The sequence below is a fragment of the Streptomyces sp. NPDC093260 genome, from assembly GCF_040683715.1.
GTDB classification, from domain to species: Bacteria; Actinomycetota; Actinomycetes; order Streptomycetales; family Streptomycetaceae; genus Streptomyces; species Streptomyces sennicomposti.
Genome location: NZ_JBFBEK010000024.1, coordinates 14,737 through 29,776 on the forward strand (window position 1 = coordinate 14,737; position 15,040 = coordinate 29,776).

14 protein-coding genes and 1 pseudogene are annotated in these 15,040 nt (G+C 72.8%); 7 read left to right on the forward strand and 8 right to left on the reverse strand.

What is annotated here, in order from left to right:
- Nucleotides 1-34: 34 nt before the first annotated feature.
- From AB0N63_RS26325 to modA, 3 genes are read right to left on the reverse strand one after another with little or no spacing between them, the layout of a single operon-like run.
- Entirely contained in the window at nt 35-1,126 is a 1,092-nt protein-coding gene (locus AB0N63_RS26325) for an ABC transporter ATP-binding protein (RefSeq protein WP_365532234.1), read from the reverse strand.
- Nucleotides 1,127-1,172: 46 nt separating this feature from the next.
- A complete protein-coding gene (gene modB, locus AB0N63_RS26330) occupies nt 1,173-2,027 on the reverse strand; it encodes a molybdate ABC transporter permease subunit (RefSeq protein WP_365532237.1) in 855 nt (284 codons plus the stop codon).
- On the reverse strand, nt 2,024-2,848 hold the full coding sequence (modA, locus tag AB0N63_RS26335) for a molybdate ABC transporter substrate-binding protein (RefSeq protein ID WP_365532239.1): 825 nt from the start codon (nt 2,846-2,848) through the stop codon (nt 2,024-2,026). The genes modB and modA overlap by 4 nt, the downstream gene beginning before the upstream one ends.
- A gap of 198 nt (nt 2,849-3,046) precedes the next feature.
- Between modA and AB0N63_RS26340 the strand changes: the two are divergent.
- Nucleotides 3,047-3,533 (forward strand): annotated as a pseudogene (locus AB0N63_RS26340) (hypothetical protein).
- Nucleotides 3,534-3,571: 38 nt separating this feature from the next.
- Here the strand turns inward: AB0N63_RS26340 and AB0N63_RS26345 are convergent.
- The 4 genes from AB0N63_RS26345 to AB0N63_RS26360 all read right to left on the reverse strand — a co-directional run bounded on the left by AB0N63_RS26345 (nt 3,572) and on the right by AB0N63_RS26360 (nt 7,642).
- On the reverse strand, nt 3,572-3,964 hold the full coding sequence (locus AB0N63_RS26345; RefSeq protein WP_365532241.1) for a helix-turn-helix transcriptional regulator: 393 nt from the start codon (nt 3,962-3,964) through the stop codon (nt 3,572-3,574).
- A 67-nt stretch (nt 3,965-4,031) separates the two neighbouring features.
- Complete coding sequence (locus tag AB0N63_RS26350) at nt 4,032-5,981, reverse strand: amino acid transporter (RefSeq protein ID WP_365532244.1); 1,950 nt, start codon at nt 5,979-5,981, stop codon at nt 4,032-4,034.
- A 357-nt stretch (nt 5,982-6,338) separates the two neighbouring features.
- Nucleotides 6,339-6,545 carry a DUF5999 family protein gene (locus tag AB0N63_RS26355; RefSeq protein ID WP_365532247.1) on the reverse strand — a complete coding sequence of 69 codons (207 nt, stop codon included), beginning with the start codon at nt 6,543-6,545 and terminating at the stop codon, nt 6,339-6,341.
- A 512-nt stretch (nt 6,546-7,057) separates the two neighbouring features.
- Nucleotides 7,058-7,642 carry a hypothetical protein gene (locus AB0N63_RS26360; protein WP_365532250.1) on the reverse strand — a complete coding sequence of 195 codons (585 nt, stop codon included), beginning with the start codon at nt 7,640-7,642 and terminating at the stop codon, nt 7,058-7,060.
- 560 nt (nt 7,643-8,202) lie between these two features.
- Between AB0N63_RS26360 and AB0N63_RS26365 the strand changes: the two genes are divergently transcribed.
- Together AB0N63_RS26365 and AB0N63_RS26370 are read left to right on the forward strand one after the other, a co-directional pair.
- On the forward strand, nt 8,203-9,720 hold the full coding sequence (locus AB0N63_RS26365; protein WP_365532252.1) for a glutamate-cysteine ligase family protein: 1,518 nt from the start codon (nt 8,203-8,205) through the stop codon (nt 9,718-9,720).
- 371 nt (nt 9,721-10,091) lie between these two features.
- Nucleotides 10,092-10,898, forward strand: coding sequence for a type II CAAX endopeptidase family protein (locus AB0N63_RS26370; RefSeq protein ID WP_365532255.1), 807 nt, complete (start codon nt 10,092-10,094; stop codon nt 10,896-10,898).
- Nucleotides 10,899-10,909: 11 nt separating this feature from the next.
- On the opposite strand, the gene AB0N63_RS26375 is transcribed toward AB0N63_RS26370, so the two are convergent.
- Nucleotides 10,910-11,719 carry a PhzF family phenazine biosynthesis protein gene (locus tag AB0N63_RS26375; RefSeq protein ID WP_365532258.1) on the reverse strand — a complete coding sequence of 270 codons (810 nt, stop codon included), beginning with the start codon at nt 11,717-11,719 and terminating at the stop codon, nt 10,910-10,912.
- 131 nt (nt 11,720-11,850) lie between these two features.
- Between AB0N63_RS26375 and AB0N63_RS26380 the strand changes: the two genes are divergently transcribed.
- From AB0N63_RS26380 to AB0N63_RS26395, 4 genes are all read left to right on the forward strand, one after another.
- Nucleotides 11,851-12,285 (forward strand): VOC family protein, encoded by a 435-nt coding sequence (locus AB0N63_RS26380; RefSeq protein ID WP_365532261.1) that lies wholly within the window; start codon nt 11,851-11,853, stop codon nt 12,283-12,285.
- A gap of 185 nt (nt 12,286-12,470) precedes the next feature.
- Complete coding sequence (locus AB0N63_RS26385) at nt 12,471-13,133, forward strand: PadR family transcriptional regulator (RefSeq protein WP_365532263.1); 663 nt, start codon at nt 12,471-12,473, stop codon at nt 13,131-13,133.
- Nucleotides 13,134-13,286: 153 nt separating this feature from the next.
- Entirely contained in the window at nt 13,287-13,916 is a 630-nt protein-coding gene (locus tag AB0N63_RS26390; protein WP_365532266.1) for a Clp protease N-terminal domain-containing protein, read from the forward strand.
- Nucleotides 13,917-13,994: 78 nt separating this feature from the next.
- Nucleotides 13,995-14,999, forward strand: a complete 1,005-nt coding sequence (locus AB0N63_RS26395) for an EamA family transporter (protein ID WP_365532269.1) — start codon at nt 13,995-13,997, stop codon at nt 14,997-14,999.
- The last annotated feature ends 41 nt before the right edge of the window (nt 15,000-15,040 follow it).

Genomic DNA, 15,040 nt, shown 5'->3' on the forward strand with positions numbered 1-15,040 from the left:
GCGTGGGACTCGGGCCGTGGGCCCGTGGCCGGGCTCAGGCCGGGTAGGCGTGGGTCTGGGTCGCCTTGACCGCCGCCCATACCTCCGCGCCCGGGTGCAGGTCGAGTTCGGCGGCGGCGACCGTGGTCAGGTCGGCGGCCAGCGGCAGCTCGCCGCTGAGGTCCGCGCGGATCCGGTCGCCGTGAGTCTCCAGACCGGCCACCTCGCAGCGCCACAGGTTGCGCGCGCTGGAACCTGCCGGGCGGTCCCGGTGGAGGGTGACCGCGGCCGGCGGGAACGCCACGAAGGCCGGCCCGGACAGCTCCTCGGTGGTGACCACGGCGGGGCCCGCCGCCAGCCGCACCCGGTGCCCCTCGGCCTGCCCCCGGTACAGGTTCAGGCCGACCAGCTGGGCGATGTAGTCCGTGCGGGGCCGGCGGGCGATGTCGGCCGGGGCGCCCTCCTGCACGACGCGTCCGTGCTCGACGACCACCAGCCGGTCGGCCAGCACCATCGCGTCCAGCGGATCATGGGTGACCAGGACGGCGACGGCCTCGAACTCGGCCAGATGGCGGCGCAGTCGCGCGCGCACCTCCAGCCGGGTGCGGGCGTCCAGGGCGGCCAGCGGCTCGTCCAGGAGCAGCAGCCGGGGCCGGGTGGCCAGGGCGCGGGCCAGGGCGACGCGCTGGGCCTGGCCGCCGGAGAGCCGGCGGGGCTTGGCGCCGGCGTGGTCGGCCAGGCCCATGCGGGTCAGCCACTCGGCGGCCTGCGCGCGGGCCTCGGCCTTCGTGGCGCCCTGGCAGCGCGGCCCGAACGCGACGTTGTCCAGGGCGGACAGGTGCGGGAAGAGCAGATAGTCCTGGAAGACGACGCCGACCGGGCGCGCCTCCGGCGGGGTGCGGTCCAGCTCGACGCCGTCCAGGCGCAGATGGCCGCCGGTGAGCGGGGAGAGACCGGCGAGCGCCCGCAGGGCCGTGGTCTTGCCGGCGCCGTTGGGGCCCAGCAGCGCGACGACCTCGCCGGGGCGGACGGTCAGCGCCACGTCGAGCCGGAAGGCGCCGCGGGCGACGACGAGCCGGGCGTCCAGCCCTTCGCCGGGCGCGTCCTCGGCGCGGACACCGGTCGGGGTCTCGTCGATGTGGGTCATGAGGTGATCATCCAGGGGGTCGTCCGGGGTGCCCGGCGGCCGCCGGTCACGAGGAGGCCGTCATCCAACGGTCCCGCAGACCGGCCAGGACCGCGATCGACACCGCCAGCAGCACCAGGCTGAGGGCGATCGCCGCGGCCGGATCGTCCTGGAGCGCCAGGTAGACCGCGAGCGGCATGGTCTGGGTACGGCCGGGAAAGTTGCCGGCGAAGGTGATCGTCGCGCCGAACTCGCCGAGCGCCCGCGCCCACGCCAGCACGGCGCCCGCCGCGATCCCGGGCGCGATCAGCGGCAGGGTGACCCGGCGGAACGCGGTGAAGCGGGACGCGCCCAAGGTGGTGGCCGCCTCCTCGTAGCGCGGGTCGGCGGCGCGCAGCGTGCCCTCTACGCTGATGACGAGGAACGGCATGGCCACGAACGCCTCCGCGACCACCACACCGGCCGTGGTGAACGGCAGGGTGACGCCGAACCAGGAGTCCAGCCACTGTCCGACCACACCGTTGCGCCCGAGCGCCAGCAGCAGCGCCACACCGCCGACCACCGGCGGCAGCACCAGCGGCAGCGTCACCAGGGCCCGGACGAAACCGCGGCCGGGGAAGTCGGTGCGGGCCAGCAGCCAGGCCAGCGGGACGCCCAGCACCAGGCTCACGGCGGTGGCCGCGGTGGCGCTGACCAGGGACAGCTGGAGCGCCTGCCACACCGCGGTGCTGCTCAGCTGGTCGGGCAGGTCGCGCCAGGGGGCGCGGATCAGCAGGGCGAGCAGCGGCAGCAGCAGGAACGCCAGACCCACCAGGGCGGGCAGCAGCAGGGGCAGCGGCACCCCCGGCACGCCACGGCGGCGCCGTGACCCGCGCTGCGGGGTGACGGCGCCGGTCTCGTCGGCCCGGACCACGGATTTCACGGCTTGAGGAACCCGGCCTCGTTCAGGACCTTCTGGCCCTCGGCGGACCGCACCAGCTGAATGAACGCCTTGGCCGCCTCGGTGTTGTGGGAGCCCTTGAGCAGGGCGATCGGATAGTCGTTGACGGCCTTGGCCGACTCGGGAAACTCCACGCCCTCCACCTTGTCACCTGCCGCGTGCACGTCGGTCTTGTAGACGACGGCCGCGTCGGCCTCCTTCAGCTCCACCTTGGTCAGGGCGCTCTTGACGTCCTGCTCGTAGGAGACGGGGGTGAGCTCGAGGCCGCTCGCGTCCAGGGCCTTCCGGGCGGCGGCGCCGCAGGGCACCGTCCTGTCGCACAGGACGACCTTCAGACCGGACTTGGTGAGGTCCTTGAGCGAGGCGATCTCGTCGGGATTGCCGGGCAGTGTGGCGATCTCCAGCTGGTTGCGGACGAAGGTGGCGGGCGTGCCGACCGCGTCGCCCTGATCCGTGACGGTCTTCATCGTCTTGGCGCTGGCGGCGGCGAACACGTCGGCGGGCGCGCCGCTGGTGATGCTGGCGGCGAGGGTGTCGCTGCCGCCGAAGTTGAAGGCCACCTCGGTGCCCGGGTGCCGCTGCTCGAACTCCTTGCCCAGCGTCGTGAAGCTCTCCTTCAGGGAGGCCGCCGCGAAGACGGTCACCGTGCCGGACGGCTTCGACGCCCCCGAGGCGCCGGCGGACGGCGAGGAGGAGCTGTCGGAGGAGTCGTCCGAGGCGGAGCAGGCGCCGAGGGCCAGCAGCGCCGCCGCTCCCGCACCGGCCGCCCGCAGGGTCCGGGTCCAGCGCACTGAACGGGTCATCAGGGATCTGCTCCTCTGGTCGTGCACGAAGAAGGCGGTCGTGCCTGGGGGCACGACCGTGCGGGGCCGTGCGGCGATGATACTGCCGCAAATGCGAGGGCTAAGTCACCTGTCGCTTCGCATGAGCTGCTGTTCTGTGACTTCGGGGCCGCATGTGCGTTCATACGGCCCTGTCTGCGGGGACGGCCTCCCCCGGAGGTGGTGGCCGTGCCGCTCGCGGAGTTCGTGCTGACCGGTGACCTCGCCCGGCCCGCGCGCCCGACCGTGCCCTGTCTGCCGGACCGGCCGCAGCGCCGGGCACGGATGAGCTTCGAGTGCGCCCCCAGCGGGGTGCGCCGCCACCGCTTCGCCGGCCCGCGGCTGTACGACGTGCCGGCCGATGCCCGGCCCGTCCTCGACGCGGCGCAAGGACCGGCTGCGCTTCCTGATCGCGGTCGCGGGCGCCGACGGGCACCGCACGCTGCTCTCCTGGGCGGAGATCGCCCCGGACTTCGCCACCGGCCCGGTCCTCCTGGCCGTGGCCATGAAGGGCGCCCCGCTCGACGGGCCCGGTCCGCAGCCGGTCCTCCGGCAGGACCGCTGCGGGGCGCGCTGCGTCAGCGGCATCAGGGTGATCTGTGTGGACGGGTTCGGGGTGGCCGCGTCGGCCTGGGACGCGTACGGGCGCGACGGCCCAAGGCCGTGACGGGTCCCCGGCGACGGGCTACGCGGCCGCCGGACGGGCTACGCCCGGTCGATGTGCACGTTCGTCGACTTCACCCGGGCCGTGGCCTCCATGCCGACCTCCAGCCCGAGCTCCTCGACGGCCTCGCGCGTCAGCAGGGAGACCAGCCGGTGCGGGCCGGACTGGATCTCCACCTGCGCGGCCACGTCGCCGAGCTTGACGGCGGTCACGATCCCGGGGAAGGCGTTGCGGACCGACGTGAAGGAGGGGTCCTCCTCGCTGCCGGAAGCGGCCAGCTCCACAGAGAAGGCGGCGAGGTCCCGGCCGTCGACGAGCCGCCGTCCGCTCTCGTCACGGTGGGTGGCCACCCGGCCCGCGTCCGCCCACCGGCGTGCGGTGTCGGGGCTGACGCCGAGCAGGCGGGCGGCCTGGCCGATCGTGTAGGACTGCATGCCGGTCACGATAGGGCCATCGCCGTACGGGCTGGACGCAGGGTCCGCGCGGGCGCGCCGCGACGGCTCAGCCGGTGTGCACCCGGGGCCGTTTGGCGCGGTCCGGCTCCGCCTCGCGCAGCACCTCCCGGGTGACCGGGGCGACCTCACCCTGGCCGAAGAGGAAGAAGCGCAGGAAGTTGCGGTACGGGTTGCCCTCGGTCCACTCGAAGTAGATGTGCGGGATGCGGTCCGTGGTCCTGCGGACCTCCAGCAGCAGCGCGGCCAGCGCGTTCGGCACCGACGACGACTCCAGGGAGAGCACGCGGTAGCGGTCGTGCAGCACCTCGCCGCGCACCTTCAGATCGGCCTCGAACTCCGAGGGGTCGGTGACCGTCACCTCGACGAAGACGAAGTCCTCCGTGCCGGGGATCTCGTTGTCGGCGCGGATCTGCTCGATCTTGTCGTGGTACTCGGCCTTGTCGCGGCGGCCGGGCTTGTTGGCGATGAAGCGGATCCGGCGGCTGGCGATGTCGCGGACGAAGCGCTCGGCCATCGGGTCCATCGTCACGCTGGTCACCCGCAGTTCGAAGGCGCGGGCGAGGCGGGACAGCAGCGACACGACGATGATGCCGACGATGAAGCAGGCGCCGATCTTCACGCCGTCGGGGCGCTCGATGACGTTGGCGACGGTCGTGTAGAGGAACACCGCCGAGATCACCGCGAACGCGATGGTCCAGTGCCGCTGCCCGGCCTTGCGGGCGGCGATGGTCACCGCGATCGCCGCGGAGCTGATCAGCACCAGCACGCCCGTGGCGTACGCGCCGCCCTGCTTGTCGACGTCGGCGTCGAAGATCCAGGTGACCAGGAACCCGATCAGGGTGAAGACGAGCACCATCGGCCGTACCGCACCGGCCCAGTGCGGGGCCATGCCGTAGCGGGGAAGGTAGCGCGGCATCAGGTTGAGCAGTCCGGCCATCGCGGAGGCGCCCGCGAACCACAGGATGGCGATGGTGGAGACGTCGTACACGGTGCCGAAGGCGTTCCCGAGGTAGTCGTGCGCCAGATACGCCAGCGCGCGTCCGTTGGCCTTGCCACCGGGCTGGAACTCGTGTTCCGGGATCAGCAGGGTGGTGATGAGGCTGGTGGCGATCAGGAAGCAGCTCATGATCAGCGCGGCCGTGGTGAGCAGCTTCTTGGTGTCCCGGATCCGGCCGGCCGGCCGTTCCTCGGTGTCGCCCGGGTCGCCCTGCACATGCGGCATGACGGCGACGCCGGTCTCGAAGCCGGACAGGCCCAGGGCGAGCTTGGGGAAGACCAGCAGGGCCACGCCGACCATGGCGAAGACATTGCCGTGCTGGGTGGTCAGGGCGCCGGTCCAGTCGGTCACCAGGTGCCCCGCGGTGGCGACGTGCCACAGGCCGGTGATCACCACGACCACGTTCAGCGCGAGGTAGACGCCGACGAGCACGACCGCGACGCCGATCGCCTCCAGGAACCCCTTGAGGAACACCGCGCCGAGCAGCGCCAGCAGGATCAGGGTGATCAGCAACTGGTGGTCGTGCAGCGCGCTCGTCAGATGGGGGTTCTGCACCAGGTGGGTGGAGGCGTCGGCGGCCGACAGGGTGATGGTGATCAGGAAGTCGGTGGCGGCGAAGCCGAGCAGGGTCAGGACGAACAGCTTGCCCTGCCAGAACGACAGCAGGCGTTCCAGCATCGCGATGGAACCCTGGCCGTGCGGGCTCTCCTCGGCGACCCTGCGGTAGACGGGCAGCGCGCCGGCGAGGGTGACGAGGACCAGGACGAGGGTGGCGACGGGCGACAGCAGGCCGGCCGCGAGGGCGGCGATGCCCGGCTGGTAGCCGAGGGTGGAGAAGTAGTCGACGCCGGTCAGGCACATCACCCGCCACCACCGCTGGCCCTGGTGCGGGGGCTCGGGCGCCGCGTGCGGCGCCTGCTGCACGCCCTTGCCCATGTCGGACAGGCCCTCCAGCATCCACGCGCGCAGGCGACTGGGAGGGTGATCGGTGGTGGCCATGGGCCCTGCTCCTGAAGTACGGCTCGGTGGGATCGGGCCTTCGTGCGAACGGGGCACCAGCGTAAGCAGAGAGTGACGCCCGGACCCACGGTTACCGGGCCGAGCGGACGTCAATCTTCCGTTAAGAGTCGCCGCGGCCCTCCGTCCAGCATGGCCGTGTCCCTGCCGCCCCGCACCCCCGCACCCGCGCGGCCGTCCTTCCGCGCGGTCCGTCCGTCGGCCGCCTGCGGCTCGGTCATCGGGTGAGTGCGGGGAGTGGGAGGCCGCGGACATGCGTCGGGGCCGGTTCGCACGGTGTGTGCGGGCCGGCCCCTCGTGGTTCCGGGACGGTGCGCCGGGGCGGACCGTCCGTCCTGCTCAGGCCGCGGTCACCACGCGGTCGGCGTCCAGCGGCCGGTGCGGGGCGATGACGCGGCCGTCCGGCAGGAGCTCACCGGTGTCCTCGAAGAGCAGGACGCCGTTGCACAGCAGGCTCCAGCCCTGCTCCGGGTGGTGCGCCACGAGACGGGCGGATTCCCGGTCGGCGGAGTCGGCTGACGGGCACGGTGGCTGGTGCTGGCACATGGGTGGGATCTCTCGCTCTGCTGTGTGGTCCGGGATGGTCGTCGTGTCCGTCCCGCGGCTGCTGGCATTCTGCATGGCCGCCCCCCGTTTGATAAGTCGGACTGGAACCAGTGTTGTCCCGCGGACGTGATTCCGCAGGGATTTCGCGGCACCGCTTCTCAAAGGTTCAAGACGCGTCACCCGTGCGAGCGGTTCACCTCAACTGCACTGTCACTTCGGGTGGTTCGAGGTGACCGAAGGTGACTAGTCCGGTCGGTGCGGCGGGTGGTCGGGGCGGGTTCGCCCGCATATTCGGCCCCGGTGCGGCTCAGGGGAGTGAACTGCGGCTCGCATGAGCGAATTACCACGGTCGCGATACCGGTCGCCCATGACGATCACTGTTGCCGAGCGTCTATGACGATCACCGCTGCCGCTCGTCATCGGCGCCCGGCAGCGGTGATCGGCCGCGACGACGTGCCCCGCCGCCGGCAATTCCGGCGACGGGGCACGCGGTGTCTGCCGAGGCGTCGAGGTCAGGCCGGCGACCCCAGGAGCCGCACCGGGGACACCCGGTGGGTGAGGACCGGCAGCAGATCCGCGACCCGGTGCGGCACGTGCGCCGGTATGCCGGGCGGGGCCGGCGCCAGCGGGACCAGGAGATCGGTGGCGGCCGGGTGCCCGCCGGTGCCGTCGCCGCCTATGTCGCCGTGCAGCCAGAGCGTCAGCATGTACAGGCTGGGCACCGACAGCAGGCGCGGCTGGTAGGGCTGGCTCATGGTCTCCGCCTGGCGCAGCGCACGCTCGGTGGAGGTGACGTAGGGCCCCTCGAAGAAGTGCGAGAAGGTCCATCCGTCCGGAGTCAGCATGGTCTCGGCCGCGGCCACCGCGTGCTCGCCGCTGCGGATCAGGAAGCGCCAACCGGCCAGCCGGGTCTCGGACGCCCCGTCGTCGCCGATGTGGTCGAGGACGTGTACGGGCAGCGGCAGTTCGGGTGTCGCGGGGCCCTGGGCGGCGCGCAGGGCGGGGGTCGGGGCCTCACGGAGCGCGGTGGGGGAATCGAGCGCCGTGAGGACGGAGCGCAGTGCGGCGGCGGGAGCCGGGGGGATGTGCAACGGCATGGTGGGTCGCCTCTCATTCGACAGGCACGGTGGCGCGAGGGCGGGGTGTGGGGCGGACGGCGCTGTCAGCTCTCGGGCAGGAGGGGGCGGAGCCGGTCCCGGTGGACGAGTGGGGGATGCGGAGCGTGGCATGCCGCATTCGGCCCTGGCTGCAGGGTCCGGGGCGGCGGGAGCCTACCTTCTGCCGTGGTGCAGAGTTTATACGACAAATGTTCAGGTGGTGTTTCGGCTAGCTGTTTCCCAGGTGAACAGCAAGTCTCTATTCGGCCGGAGATTCGTGGGAATCATCCCGATTTCCCGACGGCCGCACCGCGGTGACCTCGGGCCGCGTCCGCACGGTGGACGGCCGGATGCCGTCGGCGTTTTTCACGAGGCCTCCCGGGTACCCGAAACTGCTGGACGCCCCATGCCCCGTGAATGTGCCTCTGGTCATACAGCTTCAGAGTAGTCGGTGCCCGGCGGCTGCGGGACGTTATCGATCGCGATGGCGGGGCATCATCCCACCTGACCATGACCCGGCGGCCCGATCTCCGGCCCGCCCGAGCAAGGAGGGACGCTGCATGGGCGAGAAGGTCGTGGCAGGCCAGTTCGACCTGTCCGATCGCAACCGCTACCGCGACAAGCTCCGGCGGTGTCTGACGGGACTGGAGCGGCTGCTGCAGGAGAAGCGGTTCGACCGGCCGAAGAATCTGATGGGGCTGGAGATCGAATTGAATCTCGTGGGCCCCGACGGGCTCCCCCGAATGCTCAACGCACAAGTGCTGGAACGCATCGCCAGCCGTGACTTCCAGACCGAACTCGCGATGTTCAACCTGGAAGTCAACATCGCCCCCCATCGGCTCGGCGGCCGGGTATTCGACCGGCTGGCCGAGGAACTGAGGACGTCACTGGCATATGCCGACCGAAAAGCCGGAGAGGTGGACGCGGGAATTGCGATGATCGGCATCCTGCCGACCCTGGGCCGGGACGACCTCGTCTCGTCCAACCTCTCCGACGTCGACCGCTACACCCTGCTCAACGACCAGATCGTCGCGGCCCGCGGCGAGGACTTCGCGCTCGACATCGACGGGGTGGAGCACCTCGTGTGCACCTCGAAGTCGATCGTTCCCGAGGCCGCCTGCACCTCCGTGCAACTGCACCTCCAGGTCACCCCCGACCGGTTCGCGGACGTGTGGAACGCGGCGCAGGCGGCCAGTGCCGCGCAGATAGCCGTCGGCGCCAACTCGCCCTTCCTGTTCGGGCGCGAGCTGTGGCGCGAGTCGCGGCCGCCGCTCTTCCAGCAGTCCACCGACACCCGCCCGCCGGAGCTCCAGGCGCAGGGCGTCAGGCCGCGCACCTGGTTCGGCGAGCGCTGGGTGTCCTCGGCGTACGACCTCTTCGAGGAGAACCTGCGCTACTTCCCGGCGCTGCTGCCGATCTGCGACGAGGAGGACCCGCTCGACGTGCTCGCCGAGGGAGGCGTCCCGAAACTCGCCGAGCTGGTCCTGCACAACGGCACGATCTACCGCTGGAACCGCCCGGTCTACGACATCGCCGACGGCGTCCCGCATCTGCGGGTGGAGAACCGGGTGCTGCCCGCCGGACCGACCGTCACCGACGTGGTCGCCAACGCCGTCTTCTACTACGGCCTCGTCCGCTCCCTCGCCGACGAACCGCGGCCCGTGTGGACCCGGCTGCCCTTCGAGGCGGCGGCGGCCAACTTCGAGGCCGCCTGCCGGCACGGCATCGACGCCCGCTTCACCTGGCCCAGGCGCGGCCGCCACTCCGGTACGGCCGAGGTCGACGCCGTCACCCTCGTCCGCGACGAACTGCTGCCGCTGGCCGAGGCCGGACTCACCGCCTGGGGAGTGGAGCGGGCCGACCGCGACCTGTACCTCGGCGTGATCGAGGAGCGGTGCCGCCGCCGCACCAACGGCGCGCAGTGGCAGGCCGCGACCTTCCACCGCGCCCTGGAGAAGGGCATGGACCGGGAGGCCGCCCTGGCCGCGACGACCCGCCGCTACTGCGAGCTGATGCAGCTCGGCGAGCCGGTGCACACCTGGCCGGCGGGGTTGCCGGCGCCGGTGCCGCTCGGCTGAGGACGGCTCCCGCGCTCAGGGGCGCTTTCGCTCCTGCTCGGGGGGCGCTTGTGCCTGTGAGCAGTATGCCCCGCGGGGGTGGCTCCCGCTTCAGGGTGCGACCGGTTCGCGGAACCGCTCCCGGCTCCTGCCTCGGTCCGCTGTTTCCGCGGCCGGGGACCGGGAGCGGTGTGCCGCCGGACGGCCCCAGGCGTCGTCCGTGTGCCGTATCAGTCCGGCCGCCGTCCGTCCGAACCCGCTGCCCGTGGTCCCGTTGTGCGTGCGGGCGGCCCGGGGATGCGCGGCGCGGGCGCATGCCGGGGTCGGCCGTGCTCGCGCCGGGCTGATCGGGCAAGCTGTGACCTCCGACGACGGTGGTACGGGAGGCCGGTGTGCAGGCTGAGACGGAGGCGGGGCCCGGGGGCGGCGCCCTGCCGCGCGAGGAGCTGTCGCGGAGGATCCTGCGCGACGAGACACTGCTCGTCCTGGCGCTCTCGCTCGGGGCGAGCGGAGTGTCCGCCCTGATCAGCTTCATCGGATCGGTCACCAAACCCGGCGGCCTCAAGGATCAGGCGGCCACCCTCAACGCGTCCGCCGCGCCCGGCCGCCCCTGGCTCGACCTCGCCTGGCAGCTCTTCGGGATCGCCACCGCCCTCGTGCCCGTCGCCCTGGTCGCGCACCTCCTGCTGCGCGAGGGGCAGAGCCTGCGCGTGCTCGGCTTCGACCGCACCCGCCCCTGGCCCGACCTCGGCCGCGGGGCCGCGATCGCGGCGGTGATCGGCAGCACCGGGATCGCCTTCTACCTCGCCGCCCGCGGCCTCGGCTTCAACCTCACGGTGGTGCCGGAGGCGCTGCCGCCGGTGTGGTGGAAGTACCCGGTGCTGATCCTTTCCGCCGTGCAGAACGCGGTCCTGGAGGAAGTGATCGTCGTCGGCTACCTGCTGCGCCGGCTGGACCGGCTCGGCTGGTCCGCGGGGACGGCGCTGGTGGCCAGTTCCGTCCTGCGCGGCTCGTACCACCTCTACCAGGGCGTCGGCGGATTCCTCGGGAACATGGCGATGGGCGTGGTCTTCGTCTGGCTGTACCGGCGGTGGGGCCGGGTCGGCCCCCTGGTGGTCGCCCACTCGCTGCTCGACATCGGGGCGTTCGTGGGCTACGCCGTGCTGGCCGGCAAGGTGGGCTGGCTGCCGACAGCGTGACGAGTGGACCGTCAGGCGCGCAGCTCGCCGTCGATGACGGTGACCGCGCAGCCGGTGAGCAGGGTGCGATCGCCGCGCAGGCCCGTGCGGACCCGTCCGGAGCGCGGGGAGGCCTGGAGGCCGGTGAGGTCGGGGCGGCCCAGGCGCTCGGACCAGTACGGGGCGAGCGCGGTGTGGGCACTGCCGGTGACCGGGTCTTCGTCGATGCCCACGTTCGGGAAGAAGCAGCGCGAGACGAAGTCGTAGCCGCGGGCCGGGTCCTCGGCACGGGCGGTGGCGATCAGGCCCCGCGTCGAGTAGGCGGCCAGCGCCTTGTGGTCGGGGGTCAGACCGCGCACCGTCTTCTCGTCGGCCAGCTCCACCACCAGGTCGCCGACGCTCGGACCGGTGTCGAAGGCGGTGAACGGCTCCGCGCCCAGGGCCTCGGCGACCCCGTCGGGCACCTCGACGGCGGTGAGCGGGGCGGTGGGGAAGTCCAGGGTGATCGAGCCGTCGTCGGCGGGCGTGGCGATGAGCACGCCGCTGCGGGTGGCGAAGCGCACCGGGCCGGTGTGCGTGCCGGTGGTGTGCAGGACGTGGGCGGTGGCGAGGGTGGCGTGCCCGCACATCGCCACCTCGGTGGCGGGCGTGAACCAGCGCAGCGCCCAGTCGGCCTCCGCGCCCTCGGGCAGCCGGTGGGCGAAGGCCGTCTCGGCGTGGTTCACCTCCAGCGCCACGTTCTGGAGCCAGTCGTCGTCGGGGAAGGCGTCGAGGAGCAGCACCCCCGCGGGGTTGCCGGCGAAGGGACGGTCGGTGAAGGCGTCGACGATTCGAATGCGCATGCCCAGACGGTAGGGGGCGTCCGGAGTGCGGTGCCAAGGCCAATCGCACGTCGGCGGCCTGCAAGGCGCGGTGGTTCCGGCTACGGGGAAAACCAGCTGTCGGCGGGGAGCGCGCCCGCTACGGTGAGCCGATGCCGTCGATCAAGAAGTTCCAGGTCACCTTCGACTGCGCGGACCCCGAACGCGTCGCCCGGTTCTGGTGCGAGGTGCTGGGGTACGTCGCTCCGCCGCCGCCCGAGGGGTTCGCCTCGTGGGACGAGTACCAGCACTCGCTGCCGGCCGAGCGGCGGGGCGAGTGGGCCACCTGCACGGACCCTTCCGGGGTGGGCCCGCGGATGTACTTCCAGCGCGTTCCCGAGGGCAGGGTCGTCAAGAACCGGGTCCACCTCGACGTACGGGTCGCCACCGGCCTGGTGGGGGAGGAGCGGGTCGCCGCGCTGGAGGCGGAGTGCGCGCGACTCGTCGCGCTCGGCGCGGTGCGGGTGCGCCTGCTGCCGGCCGACGAGGAGAACGAGTCGTGCCTGGCGATGCAGGATGTCGAGGGCAACGAGTTCTGCCTCGACTGAGGGCGCGGTTCGTCAGGGTCCAGCGGGCCGCCGATCGTGAGGTCGGCGGCCCGCTGCTTGTGTCTCCCGGTCCGTTCGTCATCCCGGCCAGGTGACGGAGCAGGTCGGGAGGGGTTGTCGTAAGTAGTGTCCCGATATATCGTTGAAGCATCGCGACAGGTCACCGATGGAATGGAGTGGTTGTGATGCGTTCCCACGGACCCGAACACGGACAGCGGCACGGCGGTCACCGGGGCGGCTTCGGAGGGCTCGGCGGCTTCGACGGACGGCGCGCGGCTTTCGGGCCCTTCGGGCCGGGGGGGCCGGGCGGCCGGGGCGGCGGACCGGGCTTCGGCCCCGGCGGCCCCGGATTCGGCCCGGGCTTCCCGGGACCCTGGGGCGGGCGGGGGCGCGGCGGACCGCGCGGCCGGGCGCGGCGCGGCGACGTACGGGCGTCGATCCTGGCGCTCCTCAAGGACCGCCCCATGCACGGCTACGAGATGATCCAGGAGATCGCCGAGCGCAGCGGCGGTGCGTGGAAGCCCAGCCCCGGCTCGGTCTACCCCACCCTGCAACTGCTGGAGGACGAGGGCCTGATCGCCAGTGAGAGCGAGGGCGGCAAGAAGCTGTTCGCGCTCACCGAGGCGGGCCGCGCCGCCGCCGACGAAGGCCCGGACGCCCCCTGGGAGGAGGCCTCGCGGGGAGTCGACTGGGAGGCCCTCGGCGAGATCCGCCAGGCCGGCTTCGGTCTGATGGAGGCCTTCGGCCAGGTCTGGAAGACCGGCACCAAGGAGCAGCGCGACAAGGCCCTCGCCGTCATCAACGAGGCCCGCAAGAAGCTGTACCTGATCCTCGCCGACGAGGACTGATCCGCTGGGCCGACGCGGACGCCGGTCGCCGGGCGGATCGGGATCTCCTCCGTGAGGAGGAGATCCCGCCCGGCCGGGTCCACTCCTCGTGGGAGGCGCGAATGGTTCCCGCCGGGGACGACCGGAGCCCGGGAGACTGATGGGGTGGGAGACGTGCACGACCGTATCCCCGGGCAGTCGGCCCACGACCAGGACGACCGCCTTCCGGACGACACCGCGGGACTCAGCGACGAACTGGCGGCGGTGCTCGCCGCCGCGCGCCGGCGGGCGGTCCGGGACGGGGACCGGCAGACCGACACCGCCCATCTGCTGCACACGCTCCTGGAGTCCGACCCCGAGGTGCGCGCCGCCGTGGGCGGCGGCCCGCGGATCGCGCGGCTGCTCGGCTACCTCGTCCAGCGCAGCATCGGCTACGGCCTGCGCTGGCAGTCCACCGTGGAGGACTCCGGCGCCCTGCCGGTGGTGACGGACACGGCGACGGACACGGACGCGACCGACTCGGCGCGCGCGGGGGCGGCCGGTGCGGGGGCGGCCGGCCCGGACCGCCGCTCCCCCCTGGCCTCGGCAGCGCTCGTGCACGCCCGCGAGCGGGCCGCCCGGCGGGGCGGCGGACCGGCCGGGGGAGTCGACCTGCTCGCCGGGCTCCTCCTCGACCCGGAGGCCCGTGCCGTCGAGGTCCTCGCCCGTGCCGGGATCGACGCCCGCGAGGCGGCCGCCCGGCTCTCGGGCGATGCCGGGGACCTCCCGGAGGAGCGGGCCGGGGACGCCCGGGCCGCCTGCTGAGGAACCGTCCCGGGTCCAGCCGGTGAGACAGCAGCTATGGGGGATGACGGTCATGTCATCGCCTGTCATCATGTGCCGATGCGTACGTCTGCGATCAGTCACGGCCACTCCGGCAAGGGCGTCGGACTCGGTCTCGCGCTCGTGTCCGCGCTCGCCTTCGGCGGTTCCGGCGTCGCGGCCAAGCCGCTGATCGAGGCGGGCCTCGACCCGCTGCACGTGGTGTGGCTGCGGGTCACCGGTGCCGCCCTCGTCATGCTGCCGCTCGCCGTGCGCCACCGCGCGCTGCCGCGTACCCGTCCCGCCCTGCTCGCCGGGTTCGGCCTGCTCGCCGTGGCGGGCGTCCAGGCCTGCTACTTCGCCGCGCTCTCCCGTATCCCCGTCGGCGTCGCCCTCCTCGTGGAGTACCTGGCGCCGGCCCTGGTCCTCGGCTGGGTCCGGTTCGTGCAGCGGCGGCCGGTCACCCGTGCCGCCGCGCTCGGCGTGGTCCTCGCGGCCGGCGGACTCGCGTGCGTGGTGGAGGTCTGGTCCGGGCTGAGCTTCGACGCCCTCGGACTGCTGCTCGCCCTCGGCGCCGCCTGCTGCCAGGTCGGCTACTTCGTCCTGTCGGACCAGGGCGGCGACGCGGGCGACCGGGCCCCGGACCCGCTGGGCGTCATCGCCTACGGCCTGCTCGTCGGCGCCGCCGTCCTGACCGCGGTGGCCCGCCCCTGGGGCATGCGCTGGTCCGTGCTCGCCCATACCGCGCAGATGAACGGCACCCCGGTCCCGGCCGTCGTGCTGCTGCTGTGGATCGTGCTCGTCGCCACCGTCCTCGCCTACGTCACCGGAGTGCTCTCGGTCCGCCGCCTTTCGCCGCAGGTCGCCGGCGTCGTGGCGTGCCTGGAAGCGGTGATCGCGACGGTCCTGGCCTGGGTGCTGCTCGGCGAGCACCTGTCCGCCCCGCAGATCGCCGGCGGCGCCGTCGTCCTGCTGGGCGCGTTCATCGCGCAGTCCTCGGCTCCCGCCGAACGGTCCGCTCAGCCCGTGGCACGTGGCGGCGACCGGGCGGAGCAGGAGTTGTCGGCACGCGGAACGGCGGCATAAAGTGGCGATCATGCACGCACGCGCACTCGTTCTCCCGCCTC

Coding starts and splice junctions, on each gene's coding strand:
- modA (WP_365532239.1), bottom strand. CDS start 2,848: ATGACCCGTTCAGTGCGCTGGACCCGGACCCTGCGGGCGGCCGGTGCG.
- AB0N63_RS26380 (WP_365532261.1), top strand. CDS start 11,851: ATGCCGTCGATCAAGAAGTTCCAGGTCACCTTCGACTGCGCGGACCCC.
- AB0N63_RS26375 (WP_365532258.1), bottom strand. CDS start 11,719: ATGCGCATTCGAATCGTCGACGCCTTCACCGACCGTCCCTTCGCCGGC.
- AB0N63_RS26365 (WP_365532252.1), top strand. CDS start 8,203: ATGGGCGAGAAGGTCGTGGCAGGCCAGTTCGACCTGTCCGATCGCAAC.
- AB0N63_RS26350 (WP_365532244.1), bottom strand. CDS start 5,981: ATGGCCACCACCGATCACCCTCCCAGTCGCCTGCGCGCGTGGATGCTG.
- AB0N63_RS26355 (WP_365532247.1), bottom strand. CDS start 6,545: ATGTGCCAGCACCAGCCACCGTGCCCGTCAGCCGACTCCGCCGACCGG.
- AB0N63_RS26395 (WP_365532269.1), top strand. CDS start 13,995: ATGCGTACGTCTGCGATCAGTCACGGCCACTCCGGCAAGGGCGTCGGA.
- AB0N63_RS26325 (WP_365532234.1), bottom strand. CDS start 1,126: ATGACCCACATCGACGAGACCCCGACCGGTGTCCGCGCCGAGGACGCG.
- AB0N63_RS26385 (WP_365532263.1), top strand. CDS start 12,471: ATGCGTTCCCACGGACCCGAACACGGACAGCGGCACGGCGGTCACCGG.
- AB0N63_RS26345 (WP_365532241.1), bottom strand. CDS start 3,964: ATGCAGTCCTACACGATCGGCCAGGCCGCCCGCCTGCTCGGCGTCAGC.
- AB0N63_RS26360 (WP_365532250.1), bottom strand. CDS start 7,642: ATGCCGTTGCACATCCCCCCGGCTCCCGCCGCCGCACTGCGCTCCGTC.